This window comes from Burkholderia sp. A2, from assembly GCF_001729305.1.
GTDB lineage: Bacteria > Pseudomonadota > Gammaproteobacteria > Burkholderiales > Burkholderiaceae > Burkholderia > Burkholderia sola.
This window is the reverse complement of record NZ_LZXX01000092.1, coordinates 69,568-85,387: the sequence shown is the minus strand read 5'-3', so window position 1 is coordinate 85,387 and position 15,820 is coordinate 69,568. Positions and strand designations below refer to the sequence as shown.

The 15,820-nt window shown below is 69.6% G+C and carries 15 protein-coding genes; 7 read left to right on the top strand and 8 right to left on the bottom strand.

Annotated features, from left to right (window positions below):
- Window positions 1–26: 26 nt before the first annotated feature.
- The gene (locus tag A9Z05_RS15845) at window positions 27–905 is read right to left on the bottom strand and encodes an aldo/keto reductase family oxidoreductase (protein ID WP_069619064.1); all 879 of its coding nucleotides are present in this window, start codon (window positions 903–905) and stop codon (window positions 27–29) included.
- 105 nt (window positions 906–1,010) lie between these two features.
- On the opposite strand from A9Z05_RS15845, the gene A9Z05_RS15840 reads away from it, so the two are divergent.
- The gene (locus tag A9Z05_RS15840) at window positions 1,011–1,910 is read left to right on the top strand and encodes a LysR family transcriptional regulator (RefSeq protein ID WP_069618921.1); all 900 of its coding nucleotides are present in this window, start codon (window positions 1,011–1,013) and stop codon (window positions 1,908–1,910) included.
- Window positions 1,911–2,095: 185 nt separating this feature from the next.
- Here A9Z05_RS15840 and A9Z05_RS15835 read toward each other — a convergent pair whose 3' ends face one another.
- Together A9Z05_RS15835 and A9Z05_RS15830 are read right to left on the bottom strand one after the other, a co-directional pair.
- Window positions 2,096–2,857, bottom strand: coding sequence for an isocitrate lyase/phosphoenolpyruvate mutase family protein (locus tag A9Z05_RS15835; RefSeq protein WP_069618920.1), 762 nt, complete (start codon window positions 2,855–2,857; stop codon window positions 2,096–2,098).
- 146 nt (window positions 2,858–3,003) lie between these two features.
- The gene (locus A9Z05_RS15830) at window positions 3,004–3,471 is read right to left on the bottom strand and encodes a MarR family winged helix-turn-helix transcriptional regulator (RefSeq protein ID WP_069618919.1); all 468 of its coding nucleotides are present in this window, start codon (window positions 3,469–3,471) and stop codon (window positions 3,004–3,006) included.
- A gap of 80 nt (window positions 3,472–3,551) precedes the next feature.
- Here A9Z05_RS15830 and A9Z05_RS15825 point away from each other — a divergent pair, with 80 nt between their 5' ends.
- A complete protein-coding gene (locus A9Z05_RS15825; protein WP_069618918.1) occupies window positions 3,552–3,920 on the top strand; it encodes a hypothetical protein in 369 nt (122 codons plus the stop codon).
- 95 nt (window positions 3,921–4,015) lie between these two features.
- A complete protein-coding gene (locus A9Z05_RS15820) occupies window positions 4,016–4,633 on the top strand; it encodes a glutathione S-transferase family protein (RefSeq protein ID WP_069618917.1) in 618 nt (205 codons plus the stop codon).
- Window positions 4,634–4,689: 56 nt separating this feature from the next.
- Here A9Z05_RS15820 and A9Z05_RS15815 read toward each other — a convergent pair whose 3' ends face one another.
- The 5 genes from A9Z05_RS15815 to A9Z05_RS15795 all read right to left on the bottom strand — a co-directional run bounded on the left by A9Z05_RS15815 (window position 4,690) and on the right by A9Z05_RS15795 (window position 9,749).
- On the bottom strand, window positions 4,690–5,412 hold the full coding sequence (locus A9Z05_RS15815) for an HAD family hydrolase (protein WP_069618916.1): 723 nt from the start codon (window positions 5,410–5,412) through the stop codon (window positions 4,690–4,692).
- 24 nt (window positions 5,413–5,436) lie between these two features.
- Complete coding sequence (locus A9Z05_RS15810) at window positions 5,437–6,408, bottom strand: ornithine cyclodeaminase family protein (RefSeq protein WP_069618915.1); 972 nt, start codon at window positions 6,406–6,408, stop codon at window positions 5,437–5,439.
- A gap of 108 nt (window positions 6,409–6,516) precedes the next feature.
- Window positions 6,517–7,647 (bottom strand): DSD1 family PLP-dependent enzyme, encoded by a 1,131-nt coding sequence (locus A9Z05_RS15805; RefSeq protein ID WP_069618914.1) that lies wholly within the window; start codon window positions 7,645–7,647, stop codon window positions 6,517–6,519.
- Between the two features lie 129 nt (window positions 7,648–7,776).
- Entirely contained in the window at window positions 7,777–8,736 is a 960-nt protein-coding gene (locus tag A9Z05_RS15800) for a LysR substrate-binding domain-containing protein (protein WP_069618913.1), read from the bottom strand.
- A 98-nt stretch (window positions 8,737–8,834) separates the two neighbouring features.
- Entirely contained in the window at window positions 8,835–9,749 is a 915-nt protein-coding gene (locus A9Z05_RS15795; RefSeq protein ID WP_069618912.1) for an NAD(P)/FAD-dependent oxidoreductase, read from the bottom strand.
- A gap of 140 nt (window positions 9,750–9,889) precedes the next feature.
- On the opposite strand from A9Z05_RS15795, the gene A9Z05_RS15790 reads away from it, so the two are divergent.
- The 4 genes from A9Z05_RS15790 (at window position 9,890) to A9Z05_RS15775 (ending at window position 15,788) form a co-directional block, all read left to right on the top strand.
- Window positions 9,890–10,330, top strand: coding sequence for an Rrf2 family transcriptional regulator (locus A9Z05_RS15790; RefSeq protein WP_069618911.1), 441 nt, complete (start codon window positions 9,890–9,892; stop codon window positions 10,328–10,330).
- A gap of 261 nt (window positions 10,331–10,591) precedes the next feature.
- Complete coding sequence (locus tag A9Z05_RS15785) at window positions 10,592–11,176, top strand: DUF2760 domain-containing protein (RefSeq protein WP_069618910.1); 585 nt, start codon at window positions 10,592–10,594, stop codon at window positions 11,174–11,176.
- On the top strand, window positions 11,173–13,014 hold the full coding sequence (locus A9Z05_RS15780; protein WP_069618909.1) for an Hsp70 family protein: 1,842 nt from the start codon (window positions 11,173–11,175) through the stop codon (window positions 13,012–13,014). The genes A9Z05_RS15785 and A9Z05_RS15780 overlap by 4 nt, the downstream gene beginning before the upstream one ends.
- A 5-nt stretch (window positions 13,015–13,019) precedes the next feature.
- Window positions 13,020–15,788: an Hsp70 family protein gene (locus tag A9Z05_RS15775; protein ID WP_069618908.1), complete on the top strand. Its 2,769-nt coding sequence runs from the start codon at window positions 13,020–13,022 to the stop codon at window positions 15,786–15,788.
- The last annotated feature ends 32 nt before the right edge of the window (window positions 15,789–15,820 follow it).

The window sequence follows — 15,820 nt, the reverse complement described above, 5'->3', positions numbered from 1 at the left end:
CGGGCTGTCAGGCGACCGTGCGCCGGTCAGGCGGCGCCGGCACCCGCAATGCGGTCGAGCTCCGCGAGCGCGTCGGCCGGCAGATCGAGATCGGCCGCCGCGAGATTCTCGCGCAGATGCGCGACCGATGACGTGCCCGGAATCAGCAGAAGATTCGGCGCGCGGCGCAGCAGCCACGCGAGCGCGACCTGCATCGGCGTCGCGCCGATCCGGGCCGCGACGCCGGACAGCGTCGACGACTGCAGCGGCGAGAATCCGCCGAGCGGAAAGTACGGCACGTACGCGATGCCGTCGCGGGCCAGCGCGTCGATCAGCGCATCGTCGCCGCGATGCGCGATGTTGTAGTGGTTCTGCACGCAGACGATGTCGCAGATCCGCCGGCCTTGCGCGACCTGCGCGGGCGTGACGTTGCTCAGGCCGATGTGCCGCACGAGCCCGCGCCGCTGCAGCTCGGCGAGCGTGGTCAGCGGCGCTTCGATCGATCCTTCGGCCGGCCCGTGCGTGTCGAACATGATGCGCAGGTTGACGACGTCGAGCACATCGAGCCCCAGGTTGCGCAGGTTGTCGTGCACGGCCCGTTCGAGTTCGTCGGGCGCGAAGGCGGGCAGCCACGATGCGTCGTCGCCGCGCCGCGCGCCGATCTTGGTGACGATCACGAGATCTTCGCGATAGGGATGCAACGCGTCGCGAAGCAACCGGTTCGTGACATGCGGGCCGTAGAAGTCGCTGGTGTCGAGATGGTCGACGCCGGATTCGACGGCTTCGCGCAACACGTTCAACGCGGCCTCGCGATCTCTCGGCGGGCCGAATACACCGGGGCCCGCCAGTTGCATCGCGCCGTAGCCGATCCGTTTGACGTGGCGATCGCCGAGCCTGAAGGTGGCGGTATGGCGAATATCGGGCATGACCTTGCTCCTGTCGAAGAGATGAATGAATGCATTCAGCATAAGGACGGGGCGTCTGCGCGATAAGCGGGCATAATTCGCACGGGTTGTACGAAAAGGCGAACAATGCAAACCGACCTGGGCGATCTGAACGCATTCATGGCCGTCGCACGTGCGAGCGGCTTCCGCGACGCCGCACGCATGACGGGCCTCAGCGCGTCGGGGCTGAGCGAGGCCGTGCGCCGGCTGGAAGCGCGGCTCGGCGTGCGGCTGCTGCACCGTACGACGCGCAGCGTCGTGCCCACCGAGGCCGGCGAGCGCCTGCTTGCACGTCTCGGGCCCGCCCTGACCGAAGTGGCGGCGGCGCTCGACGGCATCGACGAGTTCCGGGGCCGACCGGCCGGCACGCTGAAGCTCAACGTACCGGTCAGCGCATCGCGGCTCGTGTTGCCGGCGATCGTGCCGCGCTTTCTCGATGCGTATCCGGACATCCGGCTGGAAGTGACGGCCGACGAAAGTTTCGTCGACGTGCTGGCGGCCGGATGCGACGCGGGCATTCGCTACGACGAGCGGCTCGAACAGGACATGATCGCGGTGCCGATCGGCCCGCGCATCCAGCGGTTCGCGACCGCGGCGGCGCCCGGCTATCTCGACCGGCATGGCCGGCCGCAACATCCGCGCGACCTGCTCGACCATCGGTGCCTGCGCGGGCGTTTCGCAAGCGGCGCGATGCCGCCGTGGGAGTTCGAGCGCGACGGCGAAGTCGTGCGGGTCGAGCCGGCCGCCGGGCCGCTGCTGGTCCAGATCGGCGGCGCGACGGAGCTGATGGTCGATGCGGCGATCGCCGGTACGGGCATCCTGCATCTGTTCGAAGACTGGGTGCGTCCGCATTTCGACAGCGGCGCGCTCGAACCCGTGCTCGAATCGTGGTGGCGACCGTTCCCTGGCCCCTTTTTGTATTATCCCGGGCGACGTCTGGTGCCGCCTGCGCTACGCGCGTTCATCGATTTCATCAAGAGACCCTGACCATGGGGCGGCGCGCCGGGGCATGCGCGTCGAGCAGGTGCCGCGCGCCGTCGTCGCTCATGCGGCCGACCCGCGCGCGAGGCCCACGCGCGGCAAGCGCGGGACAACCGAAGCGCGGAGGCGGGCGCCGATCATGCGGAACGTCGTCGTGTGATGTGCGGCAGGGCGCCCGCCCCGCGAATCCGTTACCCGCCTTGCTTGACCAGCGCCGCCAACGCTTTCATCGCCTGCAGATACGGATACGGCCCGTGGCTGATGCGGGCCACGCCGTAATCGGCGAGTTCCGCAATCGTCGGTGTTTCCGACACGCGCATCACGTTCACCGGCAGCGGCGACGCGGCCGTCAGTGCGCGAATCAGCGCCGGCGCGCGCAGGCCCGGCACGAACAGGCCGTCGGCGCCGGCGGCCGCATACGCGCGGGCGCGCGCCAGCGTCGCGTCGAGCAAGCGTTCGTCGTGCGTATCGGCTGCCGCCGTGAAGAACACGTCGGTGCGTGCGTTGATGAAGTAGTCGGCGCCCGCGCGATCGGCCGCCTGCCGGGCCGCCGCGACGCGGGTCGCCGCTTCGTCGACGTCGCGCAGTTCGCCCGTGGCCGGAAAACTGTCTTCGAGATTGCAGCCGATCGCGCCGGCCTGGATGCTGAGCGCGATCGTCTCGGCGACTTCCTCCGGCCGCTCGCCGTAGCCGCTTTCGAGATCGACGGTGACGGGCAAGTCCGTCGCGCGCACGATCCGCTCCAGCACGTCCATCATCAGTGCGCGCGGCATCTGCTCGCCGTCGGCGAAACCGTTGGCCGCCGCGACCGACCAACTGCCGGTGGCGAGTGCGACGGCGCCCGCGTCGGCCGCGGTGCGCGCACTGCCGGCATCCCACACGTTGAACAGCGCGAGCGGCCGGCCCGCGCGGTGAAGCGACCGGAAAATCGCGCCTTTCTCGTTGTTGCCCATGTTCGTCTCCCGATGGATAGCGGACCGATTGTCGTGCCGAGCGATATTGCCACCGAATCGGGCGGTGCGACCGGCTTGCGCAATGTCTGCTGACAGCGCGTGACAGGAAGTGCGCGCGAGCACCGCAGCGCGATCCGCGCGCCGCCTCAGTCGCGCGAGTCCGGATCGACCGACAGCGCGCGCAACTGGCCGCGCAACTGGTCGACTTCGCCCGGCGCGAACGGCCGCTCGATCTCGGCGTGCGCCTGCTGCCACAGCGGGAACGCTTCGGCCAGCAGGTCGTGCCCGGCCGGCGTCAGCGAGAGCAGGCGGCTGCGTCCGTCGTCGGGATCCTGGACGATCGTGACGAGGCCGCGCCGCTCGAGCGGCTTGAGCGCGGCCGTGAGCGTGGTGCGGTCCATCGCGAGCAGCGACGCGACCGATTTCATCGGGGCCGGTTGCGGCCGGTTCAACGACATCAGCAGCGAAAACTGGCCGTTGGTGAGGTCGAGCGGGCGCAGCACGTCGTCGAAGATGCGCGCGAGATTGCGCGCCGCGCGCTGCATGTGCAAACACAGGCAGCAATCGCGCACCATCAGCGTCGTTTCGAAGGGAAGCTTTTCTTTTCGTGCCATGTTGCAATTGTGTTGATATCAACCTATCTTGTCAAGGTCGAGGCGCGGCAGCCCGCCGCGCCGTCATCGGAGGAGAAGGCATGAGTGCGCAACAACAGTTGTATCTCGCCGTATTTCTCGGGAGCCAGGATAGCCTGGCGATGAAGGCATGGCTCGCGCTGCCGGACGACGAGCGGCGCACGCGCGAGCGCGACGGCATCGCCGCATGGCATGCGTGGGTCGACCGGCATCGCGACGCGATCGTCGAACTGGGCGGGCCGCTCGGCAAGACCAAGCGCATCGACGCAGCCGGCATCCGCGACACGACCAATGCGCTGACCGGCTTCACCGTCGTGCGGGCGGCGTCGCACGATGCGGCCGCCGCGCTGTTCGTGGGGCATCCGCATTTCACGCTGTTCCCGGGCGTGTCGGTCGACGTGATGCCGGTGCTGGCGATTCCCGGCGCGTGAGCGACGCGTGATGCCGGGCGACGCGCGTCGCTTCGTTCGATCCGTCGTGTCCGGCATGCAGACATTTTCCCGACATTCATGGATGGAGACTGGCGATGAAGCTTTACGGATTTGCCGGCACGCGCTCGCAGCGCGCGCTGTGGGGGCTGAAGGAACTGGATGCGGATTTCGAATTCGTGTCGGTCAACCTGCTCGAGGGCGAGCACAAGCGCCCCGAATTCCTGCGACTCAATCCGGCCGGCAAGGTGCCCGTGCTGGTGGACGGCGACCTCGTGATTCCCGAATCGGCCGCGATCGTGCTGTATCTCGCGGACAAGTACCCGGAGAAGGCGCTGCTGCCCGTCGATCCGGCGTTGCGGGCGCAAGCGTATCGGTGGGTCATGTTCGCGGTGACGGAGCTCGAGCAGCCGCTGTGGCGCATCACGCGGCACACGTTCCTCTATCCGCCGGAGAAGCGCTCGCCGGCCGATATCGAACTGGCGCGCGAGGATTTCACGACGATGGCCGCGATTCTCGACACGCATCTCGAGGGGCGCGAGTTCATCGTCGGCGATACGCTGACGGTCGCCGATTGCGTGACGGCCTACCTGATCGACTGGGCGAGCGAATGCCATTTGATCGAACCGTTTCCGCAACTGCGCGCGTATCTCGAACGGCTGTATGCGCGGCCGAAGGCGCCGCAGCGGATCGCGGAGGCGAGGAAGGCGGCGTGAAAGCGAAACGGGGGGCATGCGCGGCGTCGGCGTGACGCGCCGCGCCCGCCCCACGATCACGAAACCGTATCGGGCGCACCCAGCGCACGGCACAGCATCGCCAGATCGCGCAACCTGAGATGCGGCGTCACCGCATGCTGCGGCGCCGGTTCTTCCTCCGCCCGAGGCCCGCGCACGACCCACGCGGCCTGAAGCCCCGCATTCAACGCGCCGACGATATCGAGATGGAAGTCGTCGCCGACATGCAGCAATTCGGCCGGCCGCACGCCGAGTGCGTCCGCCGCCGCGTGGAAGATCTCGGGTTCCGGCTTGGCGAAGCCGAATGCACGCGCGCTGAGCGTCGTGCGGAAGAATTCGCCGCCGCCAGTGAGCCGAAGATCGGCGTTGCCGTTGGTGACCGCGATCAACGGAAAGCGCGCGCTCAACCATGCCAGCGCCGGCAGCGCGTCTTCGTAGAACTCGACGCGATTGCGCGCCGCATAGAAGACGTCGTAAGCGCGCTCGGTCAGCGAGACATCTTCGTTCGCGCGTTCCAGCGCGAGCCGGATCGACCCGATTCGCATCGCGCGATAGTCGCTGGCGAGATCCGGGCGCAACCGTTCGTATTCCTCACGTAGCGCGGCGAGTGCCTGTTGCGTCGGCAGCACGCTTGCTGTGTTGGGCGCGTGTTCGATCAACCATGCGCGAAGCGTCGCCTCGGCCCGTACGACGGACGGCCCGAACGGCCACAGGGTGTCGTCGAGGTCGAACGAGAGGGCGGAAACTTTGGCGAGACGCATGGCGGTGGGAAGCGGGAAGTCGTTTTACCAGGGCCACGGAACGGAGGCCCCGGTGCCGTTTTCGAGCGCGTGTCGATACAGAAAGCGCGCGACGGTCAGGTCCTGCAGCGCGAGCCCCGTCATGTCGAAGACGGTAATCTCGTGCGCGGCACGGTCGACCGATGCCGCACCCGCGAGGATGTCACCGATTTCCGTGCGCGGCAAATCCGGCGCCCACTGGCACTCGCCGATGCTGCGCGCCTGATCGTGATCGTCGACGACGATGCGCGCGCGTGCCAGCACGCCGGCCGGAAGTTCGCGCTTGCCGGCGGTATCGGCGCCCACGCACGTCAGGTGGGTGCCGGGTTGCACGGCATCCGCGTCGAACAACGCGCCGCCGCCCGGCGTGGCGGTGATCACCACGTCGCTATGGGCGACCGCGTCGTTGCGGTCGCGCGCCACGCCGATCGCGCACCGGTCGGCGAAGCGCGATTCGAACGCCGGGTCCGGCTCGCCGCTGACGGTCACGTACTGCACCGTGCATCGCCGCGGCAGCAGCGCGAGCGCGTAGTCGAGCTGCACGCGCGCCTGCACGCCGGTGCCGAACACGCAGAGCCGCGTGCTGTCGCGGCGCGCGAGCTGTTGCAGCCCGAGGCCGCCCGCGGCGCCGGTTCGCGCGGTGGTGATCGCGTTGCCGTCCATGATGCACAGCGGCCGGCCCGTCGCCGGATCGAACAATGCGACGGTGGCCTGATGCGGCTCGCCGCCGCGCGCCCGGTTGCCGGGCCAGAACCCGGCGGCCTTGAAGCCGAGCAAGTCCTGACCGGCGACGTCGCCCGACTTGATGCCGAACACGCCGCCGGTGTGCAGTTTCTCGCGCACGACCGGGAATACGCGTCCGGCCCTTTGACTGTGCAGCACGAAGGCTTCGCGGACAGCCGCCATCACTTGCCCGGCCTGCAGGGCGGGCTCGATGGCATCGCGGTCGAGGAGAAGGAGGCGGGCGTCGGTCGGCATGGTCGCGGGCGCCTGGTCGGCACGAGACGAAATCGGGTGTTTAAAGTTTGTCCAAATATGGACAAATAGTCAATGCGCAAAGGATGCAGGATGGAAGCGGGATCTCGCTCACCAACCGTAGAAGCGTGGCCACATTTGCGCGGCGCCGTCATCGCCGACGGCCTGGTATTCGGGATGTTGCGCGCCGGTCGCACACGCGTGATTCGGCAGGATGCGCAGCCGCGTGCCGATCGGAAACCGCTGCGCGATGTCCGTATCCGGCGTGCCTGCTCGCGACACGATCCCGTGTTCCTGGTTGGCGGCGCTCATCAGGTAGCCATCGAGTACGTCGCCGACGTCGGTACAGACCTGTCCGTAGCCGAAATCGCGCGCCTGGCGCTGCGTGCCGCGGTCGCGGCTCATCGCCATCCAGCCGGCGTCGACGATCGCCCAGCCTTTTTCTTCCTGATGGCCGATGACGGTGGTCAGCACCGACAGCGCGATGTCGGAGAGGTCGCACACGCCGATGTTGTGCATCACGAGGTCGAACATCACGTACACGCCGGCGCGCACTTCGGTCACGCCGTCGAGCCGTTCCGCCGCCAGCGCGGTGGGCGTCGACCCGATACTCACGACCGGGCAGGGCAACCCGGCGGCCCTGAGGCGCTCCGCGGCCCGCACGGTGCGGCTGCGCTCCTGTTCGGCGATCGCGACGAGTGCCGCGTGCGTGTCGTATTCGTAGCTGGAGCCCGCGTGAGCGAGCACGCCGCCGAGCAGCATGCCGCCGTCGGTCAGCGCGCGGCCGACGTCGATCAGCAGGTCGGCTTCGGGCGGGATGCCCGAGCGGTGGCCGTCGACGTCGACTTCGATCCACACGTCGAAACGTTCGCCGTGCTCGCGCCCGAAGGCCGCGATCGCGTGCGCGGCCGGCAGGCTGTCGGCGACGATCTTCAGGTCGCAGCCTTGCCGGCGCAGCGCGAGCGCCTGGCCGAGCTTCGCGGGCACCATGCCGACCGCGTAGACGATGTCGTGGATGCCGTCCGCGAAGAACTGCTCGGCTTCCTTGAGCGTCGATACCGTGATGCCCTGCGCGCCGGCCGCGATCTGCGCGTCGACGACGTGCCGGCATTTGGTGGTCTTGACGTGCGGCCGGAACCGCACGCCGAGCGCGTCCAGATGCGCTTGCATGCGCGCGATGTTGCGCTGCATGCGGCCGACATCGATCAAGGCGGCCGGGGTGTTGAGGGTGTGAAGGTCCACGATGCGTCCGATTGCGGGGTTGCCGATGCGGACACTGTAGGGCAGTCGGCGCGCAGCGTGTTTAATGCGGAACTAATTTGTCATTAAGCGAAATTTAATCGGCCGAGTCTCGCGGAGCGTGGCCTCGGCTCACGCGTTGGCGCGCCACGGCGGCGGATCGAGAAACTGCCGCGCGGCGTCGAGAAACACCCGCTGCCGCGCGGAGCGGCCGGTACGCGACGGCAACAGCGCCGTTACCGGCGCGGGCGGCAGGCTCCAGCCGGGCAGCAAGCGCACGAGCTTGCCGTTCGCGAGCAGCGGCGCGACGTCCCACTCGGAACGCTCGACGATGCCGAGCCCGGCCAGCGCCCATTCGGTGATGACGGTGCCGTCGTTGGACGACAGCGCGCCGGCGACGCGGATGACGGTAGCCCGCCGCGATTCGCCTTTGACGCCGCGACCGGGCGAGAAGCGCCAGCGCGGGATGTCTTCGTCGTTCTCACGCAGGCACAGGCAGTCGTAGCGCGTCAGGTCGGACGGATGGTTCAGGTCCTTGAGGCGGCGCGCGTAGCCGGGGCTCGCACACAGGAAGCGCTCGTTGGGCGCGAGCGGATAGCCGATCCACGAAGACGACCTGAGGCTGCCGACATGGACGACCACGTCGGCCCCCGATGCGCTGGTCAACGGGCTTTCCGACAGGTGGAGCGAGATTTCGAGCTTCGGATGCGCACGCTGCACGTCGCGCACGATCCGCGCGACGTACTTGCGGCCGAAGCCGAGCGGGGCGACGACGCGCAGCGTGCCCTGCACGTCGCCGTGGTCGCCCGCGATGCTGACCGGCAGCGCCTCGACGCGCTCGAGAATGCCGACGGCTTCCTGGTACAGCCGCTGCCCTTCGTCGGTCAGCGCAATGCCTTTCGGCTGCCGCACGGCGAGCCTCGCGTTCAGGCGCGCCTCCATCCGTTGCAGGCGGATCGTGACCGCGGGCGGCGTGAGGTCGAGCAGCCGGGCTGCCGCGGCCAGCGAGCGCGACGTGCCGATCGCGCGGACGAGTCGAAGGTCGTCGAGGTCGAGCATTTCATGGCTCTTAATGCGGAGGGTGTCGAGCATTAAACCGCAGATCGCGCGGCGAAGCCATCGACGTGGCGCGGGGCGGCCGCAACGCGCCCGGCGCCGTCGCCCGATGTGACGCGTCGCTTCCCGCCCGCCTACGCATCCAATCCGAAAATCAGCGATCGATGTGCGCCCACGCCAGCCGCCACCCCCGATGCCGATGCGAACGTCGCATTGGTCATCGGGCTCGACGCATCGCCGGCCGCATATACGCCCGCGACGCTCGTCTGCTTCCACGCATCGACGCGAATCGCGGCGCCGAGCGGCCCTTCGTCGAACGCGCAGCCGAGCTGCTGCGCGAGGTCGCTCGCCATGCCGGTGCGCGCGCCGACGAACAACGCGTCGATCGGCACGACCTGCCCGTCGGCGAGCCGCAGCGCGTCGATACGCGGCGCGTCGCCGAGAATCTCGACGACCGGCGAGCGTTCGATCCGCACGCCGCGGGCAGCGAGCAATGCGGCTTCCTCTTCGTTCGCTTCGACCACGCGCTGCGTGAACCACGTCGTCGGGCCCCAGTCCGGAATCAGGATCGCCTGATGGACCGACAGCGGATGCGTGGCGAGCACGCCGAGCCGCTGGCCGCTCACCTCATACCCATGGCAGTACGGACAATGCAGCACGCTGATGCCCCATCGTTCGGCGAGCCCCGGCAGCGCGGGCAGTTCGTCGCGGATGCCGGTCGCGAGAATCAGCCGGTCGGCGCTCGCGCGGCTGCCGTCGGCGAGCGTCACGTGAAAGCGTCCGTTCGCGTCGCGCTCTGCGCTGCGCGCGTCGCCGTCGATGCGCTGCACGGTCGGATATGCGGCAAGCTGCGCGCTCGCTTCGGCGACGATCTGGGCAGGCGGCTTGCCGTCCTGTCCGAAGAAGCCGTGCGCATGCTGGGCAAAGCGGTTGCGCGGCCGGCCGGCGTCGATCACGAGCACGCGGCGGCGTGCGCGTGCCAGCTGCATCGCGGCCGACAGCCCGGCAAAGCTGCCACCGATCACGATCACTTCATGATGGGCATTCATACATCCCCTCCTTTCCGAACCTGCATGACGGACAGACGTGCTCCGATGGCGGCCAACTCATGAAACACGAGAGGTTGCATGATAGGGCGATGGTATCATTCATGCAACTTCAGAAGTTTCGAGAGAGGGGAGTCCCGCCCGTGAGAACCGACAGTCGTTTGTCGCGCATGCTGCATGCGCTGATCCACATGGACCAGGCCGACGGCCCGCTGACGTCGGAGACGATCGCGACGATGCTGGGCACGAACCCGGTCGTCGTGCGGCGCCTGCTCGGCGGATTGCGCGATTGCGGCTACGTGCAGTCGGAAAAGGGGCACGGCGGCGGCTGGGCGCTGAGCGTCGCGCTCGACGACATCACGCTGCTCGACGTCTATCGCGCGGTGGGCGAGCCGCCGCTGTTTTCCGATCTGGTGTCCGAAGACGCGCCCGAATGCCTGGTCGAACAGGCGGTCAACGCGCATCTGTCGGCGGCGCTGAAGGACGCCGAAGCAGCGCTGCTCGCGCGTTTCGGCGAAGTCACGCTCGGCATGCTGTCGCACGATTTCGAGGCGAAGGCGGCGCGGCTGCGCAAGCCTCGCTGACGCAGCGCAGCACGCCCGCAGTACGCACATAACGCACGCTTCGGCGCGCGCCGGCGCGATCGAAACCGTCACGCCGCCACGTTCTGTCCCCCAACTTCTGCCCGGTTCGCCCGCCACAGGGCAAAATACGGGTTTTCCGCACCCGCGAGGGCGCGTTCGAATCACGCGCCGGGCGGCGGCAGTGCGCATGCCGCACGCCGCCACCCGGCGCCCAGGCAAGAAACGCTCGCCCTGCCGCGAGCCCACAGGAGTCCAGACCCCATGCCCGAATCCAACCTGTCCTTCTTCGGCCGGCTGTCGCTGGCCGTCGGCACGTTCTTCTCCGTGCTCGGCAACCGCGAGTTCGCGGCCGGCGTGCTGCGCGTGCGCGATGGCGCCCCGGCACCGGTCGCGCCGGTCCCGACGCCGGCTGCCGCGCCCGTCGCACCCGCGCCGGTGAAGGCGCCGGCGCCCGAGCTGCGCGAAGCGAGCCCGCAGGCGGCGCTGCAACTGCTCGGCCTGCTGCAACGCGATGCGCGCTTCATCGATTTCGTCGAGGAAGACATCGCTGGCTACGCGGACGCCGACATCGGCGCGGCCGCGCGCCTCGTGCACGACGGCTGCCGCGCCGCGCTGCGCGAACACTTCACGATCGTGCCGGTGCGCGACGAAGCCGAAGGCAGCCGCGTGACGTTGCCGGCCGGCTTCGACGCGACGGCCGTGCGCGTGACGGGCAACGTGGTCGGCTCCGCGCCGTTCACGGGCACCGTCAGCCATCGCGGCTGGCGTGTTTCCGACGTGCGCCTGCCGAAGCTGACGGGCAGCCACGACGCATCGGTCATCGCACCGGCGGAGGTGGAACTGTGAGCGATCCGCGCTATTCGATCGGTATCGATCTCGGGACGACTCATTGCGCGCTGTCGTACGTCGACAGCAGCACGAGCGACGGCGAAAAGATCGTGCAGCAGGTGCTGCCGATCGCGCAGCTGACCGCACCGGGCGCGCTGGAATCGCGCGACCTGCTGCCGTCGTTCCTCTACCTGCCGCATGAAAGCGAGCTGACGCAGGGCGACCTGACGCTGCCGTGGACGGCCTCGCGCGCGTTCGCGGTCGGCGAGATGGCGCGCACGCGCGGCGCCGGCACGCCGATCCGCCTCGTGTCGAGTGCGAAGAGCTGGCTGTGCCACCCGGGCGTCGATCGCCGCGCGGCGATCCTGCCGAGCGATGCGCCGCCGGAAGTGGCGCGCGTGTCGCCGCTGGAAAGCTCGATCCGCTATCTCACGCACCTGCGCGAAGCATGGGACCACGCGCATCCGGACGCGCCGTTCGCCGACCAGGACGTGACGGTCACGATCCCCGCGTCGTTCGATCCGGCCGCGCGCGAACTGACGGCCGAGGCCGCGCGCGCCGCCGGCTATTCGCGGATGACGCTGCTCGAGGAACCGCAAGCGGCGCTCTACAGCTGGATTCAGAAGAGCGAAGGCGGCTGGCGCAAGCAGGTGCAGGTCGGCGACCTGATCCTGTGCGTCGACGTCGGCGGCGGCACGACCGACCTGTCGCTGATCGCGGTGGTCGAGCGCGACGGCAATCTCGAACTGCATCGCGTGGCGGTGGGCGAGCACATCCTGCTCGGCGGCGACAACATGGACCTCGCGCTCGCGCACGTGGTCGCACGCAAGCTCGCGCAGCAGGGCACGCAGGCCGATCCGTGGCAACTGCGCGCGCTGACCTACGCGTGCCGCTCGGCGAAGGAAACGCTGCTGTCCGACCCGACGACCGACGCGGTGCCGCTCGTCGTGCCGAGCCGCGGCTCGAAGCTGATCGGTGGGTCGATCCGCACCGAACTCACGCGCGCGGAATTGACGCAGACGATCCTCGAAGGCTTCTTCCCGCAAGTCGATGCGGCCGCGCGCCCGGTGAGCCGCGCGCGCGTCGGCCTGACGCAGCTCGGCCTGCCGTATGCGCAGGACGCCGGCATCACACGCCATCTGGCGGCGTTTCTCGGCCGCCAGGTCGCGGCGCTCGACACGCTCGAAGGCGTGCAGCGCACGCTGCCGCCAGGCGCGACGTTCCTGCATCCGACCGCCGTGCTGTTCAACGGCGGCGTGTTCAAGTCGACGCTGCTCACGCAGCGCGTGCTCGACACGCTCAACGGCTGGCTCGCCGCCGAAGGCGCGCCGCCCGCGCGCCTGCTCGAAGGCGCGGATCTCGATCTCGCGGTCGCGCGCGGCGCGGCGTACTACGGCTACGTGAAGCGCGGCCGCGGCGTGCGCATTCGCGGCGGCACGGCACGTGCGTACTACGTCGCGATCGAATCGGCGATGCCCGCGGTGCCGGGGCTGGAGCCGCCGGTGCAGGCGCTGTGCGTCGCGCCGTTCGGGATGGAGGAAGGGGCGGACGCGGCGTTGCCGCCGCAGGAGTTCGGCCTCGTCGTCGGCGAACCGGTGCAGTTCCGCTTCTTCGGGTCGTCGGTGCGCCGTCAGGATCAGGTCGGCACGCTGCTCGACTACTGGTCGGCGGAAGAGCTGCAGGAGCTCGAGGAAATCCAGGCGACGCTGCCCGCCGAAGGGCGCACCGTCGGCGAAGTCGTGCCGGTGAAGCTGCATGCGCGCGTGACCGAAGCCGGCACGCTCGAACTCGAGGCGATCCCGAGCGGCACGAACGAGCGCTGGAAGGTCGAGTTCGACGTGCGCGGCGCCGCCTGAGCGCGATGAAGCGTTATACGGTCGGCATCGACCTCGGCACGAGCAATACGGTCGTCGCGTACGTCGAGGCCGGTTCCGACGCGATCCGCGTGTTCGACGTCGAGCAACTGGTCGGCCCCGGCGCGGTGGCCGCGCAGCCGCTGCTGCCGTCGGTGCGCTATCACCCGGCGGCGGGCGAGCTGCCGCCGGACGCGCTGCGGCTGCCGTGGGCGGCCGATCCGAAGGCCAACACGAAGGCGAATGCGCAATCGGCCAAGACCGATGCACCGCCGGCCGTGATCGGCCGCTACGCGCGCACGCTCGGCGCGCAGGTGCCGGGCCGGCTCGTGTCGAGCGCGAAGAGCTGGCTGTCGCACGCGTCGGTCGACCGGCTCGCGGCGATCCTGCCGTGGGGCGCGGCCGACGGCGTCGACAAGGTATCGCCGGTCGATGCGAGCGCGAGCTATCTCGCGCATGTGCGCGACGCGTGGGACGCGCGCTTTCCCGATGCGCCGCTCGCGCAGCAGGACGTGATCCTGACGGTGCCCGCGTCGTTCGACGACGGCGCGCGCGCGTTGACCGTCGAGGCCGCGCGACGCGCGAAACTGCCGGCGCTGCGGTTGCTCGAAGAACCGCAGGCCGCGTTCTACGACTGGCTGTACGGCCAGCGCGCGACGTTGCGCGACACGTTCGCCGCGCCGCGGCGCGTGTTGATCTGCGACGTCGGCGGCGGCACGACCGACCTCACGCTCGTCGACGTCGCGCCGGGCGACGACGGCGAGCCGACCTTTACGCGCGTCGGCGTCGGCAACCATCTGATGCTCGGCGGCGACAACATGGACCTCGCGCTCGCGCGCCTGGTCGAATCGCGGCTGACCGAGCCCGGCACGCGGCTGTCGGCCGCGAGCCTGTCGCAGCTCGTCGAGCGCTGCCGCGCGGCGAAGGAGCGGTTGCTCGGCGACGACGCGCCGGCGTCCGTCACCGTCACGCTGCTCGGCGCGGGCAGCAAGCTCGTCGGCGGCGCGCGCTCGGCCGAGCTGACGCGGCAGGAAGTCGAGCAGGTCGTCGTCGACGGGTTCTTTCCGCAGGTCGAGGCCGGCGAATTGCCACGCCGTGCGCGCGCGGCAATCGTCGAATTCGGCTTGCCGTATGCGAGCGACCCGGCCGTCACGCGCCACGTCGCCGCGTTCCTGAACCGTCATGCGCAAGGCCCGCTGCCCGACACGCTGCTGCTCAACGGCGGCGTGTTCCGCGCGGGCGCGCTCGCCGGCCGTCTCGCGCAGACGCTCGGTGCGTGGCGCGGCGCCCCGCTCGACGTGCTGCACAACGCGCATCCGGACGTGGCCGTCGCGCGCGGCGCGGTGGCCTATGGGCTCGCGCGTGCCGGCCATGCGCCGCGCATCGGCGGCGGCTCCGCGCGCAGCTATTTCCTCGTGCTCGACGATGGCGCCGAGGGGGCTGCCGCACGCGGCGTCTGTCTGCTGCCGCGCGGCGCGGAAGAAGGCCGCGAGATCCGGCTCGACGATCGCACGTTCGCGCTGCAGCTCGGGCAGCCGGTGCGTTTTCACCTCGTGTCGACGGTCGCTGACACGAAGTACCGGCCCGGCGATCTCGTCGATCTCGACGGCGGCGATTTCGTGCGGCTGCCGCCGATCGCGACGGTCGTCGACGCGAAGGCGGGCGGCGACGCGCGCGAAACGCCGGTGAAGCTCACTGCGTCGCTGACCGAGGTCGGCACGCTCGAAATGCATTGCATCGCGACCGACGATGCGGCGCGCCGCTGGCGGCTCGAGTTCCAGTTGCGCGGCGATGCGCCGGTTCACGGCGACAATGCCTCGCCCAGCCGGCATCCGCGGCTCGACCAGGCGATCGAGCTGATCGAGCGCTCGTTCGGCAGCAAGGCCGCGGGCGTCACGCCGAAGGAGACGCGCCGGTTGCGCGCGCAACTCGAACAGGTACTCGGCGCGCGCGAAGACTGGGACGTCGCGCTCGCGCGTGAACTGTTCGACGCATTGCTCGCGCGGGCGCGGCGGCGGCGCCGCTCGGCCGATCACGAGCGCGCGTGGCTGAATCTCGCCGGGTATTGCCTGCGTCCGGGCTTCGGCCATCCGCTCGACGCATGGCGGATCGAGCAGCTGTGGCCGCTGTTCGACGACGGCATTCAATACGTGACCGACGCGCAGGTGTGGTCCGAGTGGTGGACGCTGTGGCGGCGCGTGGCCGGCGGCCTCGACGACGATGCGCAGACGCAGGTGCGCGACGCGATCGCGTTCCTCGAACCGTCCGACGACAAGCGGCGCAAGCTGCCGTTCGATCCGGCCAAGGTCGGGCCGGCCGACATGACGCGGTTGTCCGCGTCGCTCGAGCGGCTGCCTGTCGAGCGCAAGGTCGAGCTGGCCGAGCGCCTGATCGCGCAATTGCAGAAGCCGGCCGAACGTGCGTTGTGCGCGTGGGCGCTCGGGCGGATCGGTGCGCGCCGGCCGTTCTATGGCAGCGCGCATAGTGTCGTGCCGGCGGAAATCGTCATCGGCTGGCTCGACGCGTTGTTCGCGCTCGACTGGAAACAGGTGGAGCCGGCTGCGTTCGCGGCTGCACAGATTGCGCGGATGACGGGTGATCGCTCACGCGATCTACCGGACGATACGCGGGAGGCCGTCATCAAGCGCCTGTCGGCCGCGAGCGCATCGGCGGCGTGGATCGACAGGGTCCGTGAAGCGGTCGCGTTCGACGAAGCCGATACGGTGCGCGTGTTCGGCGAAACGCTGCCGGCCGGGTTGAAGCTGTTGGGCGATTGAGAGCAGTCCGGGATGCTTCGATCTCGTTCGCG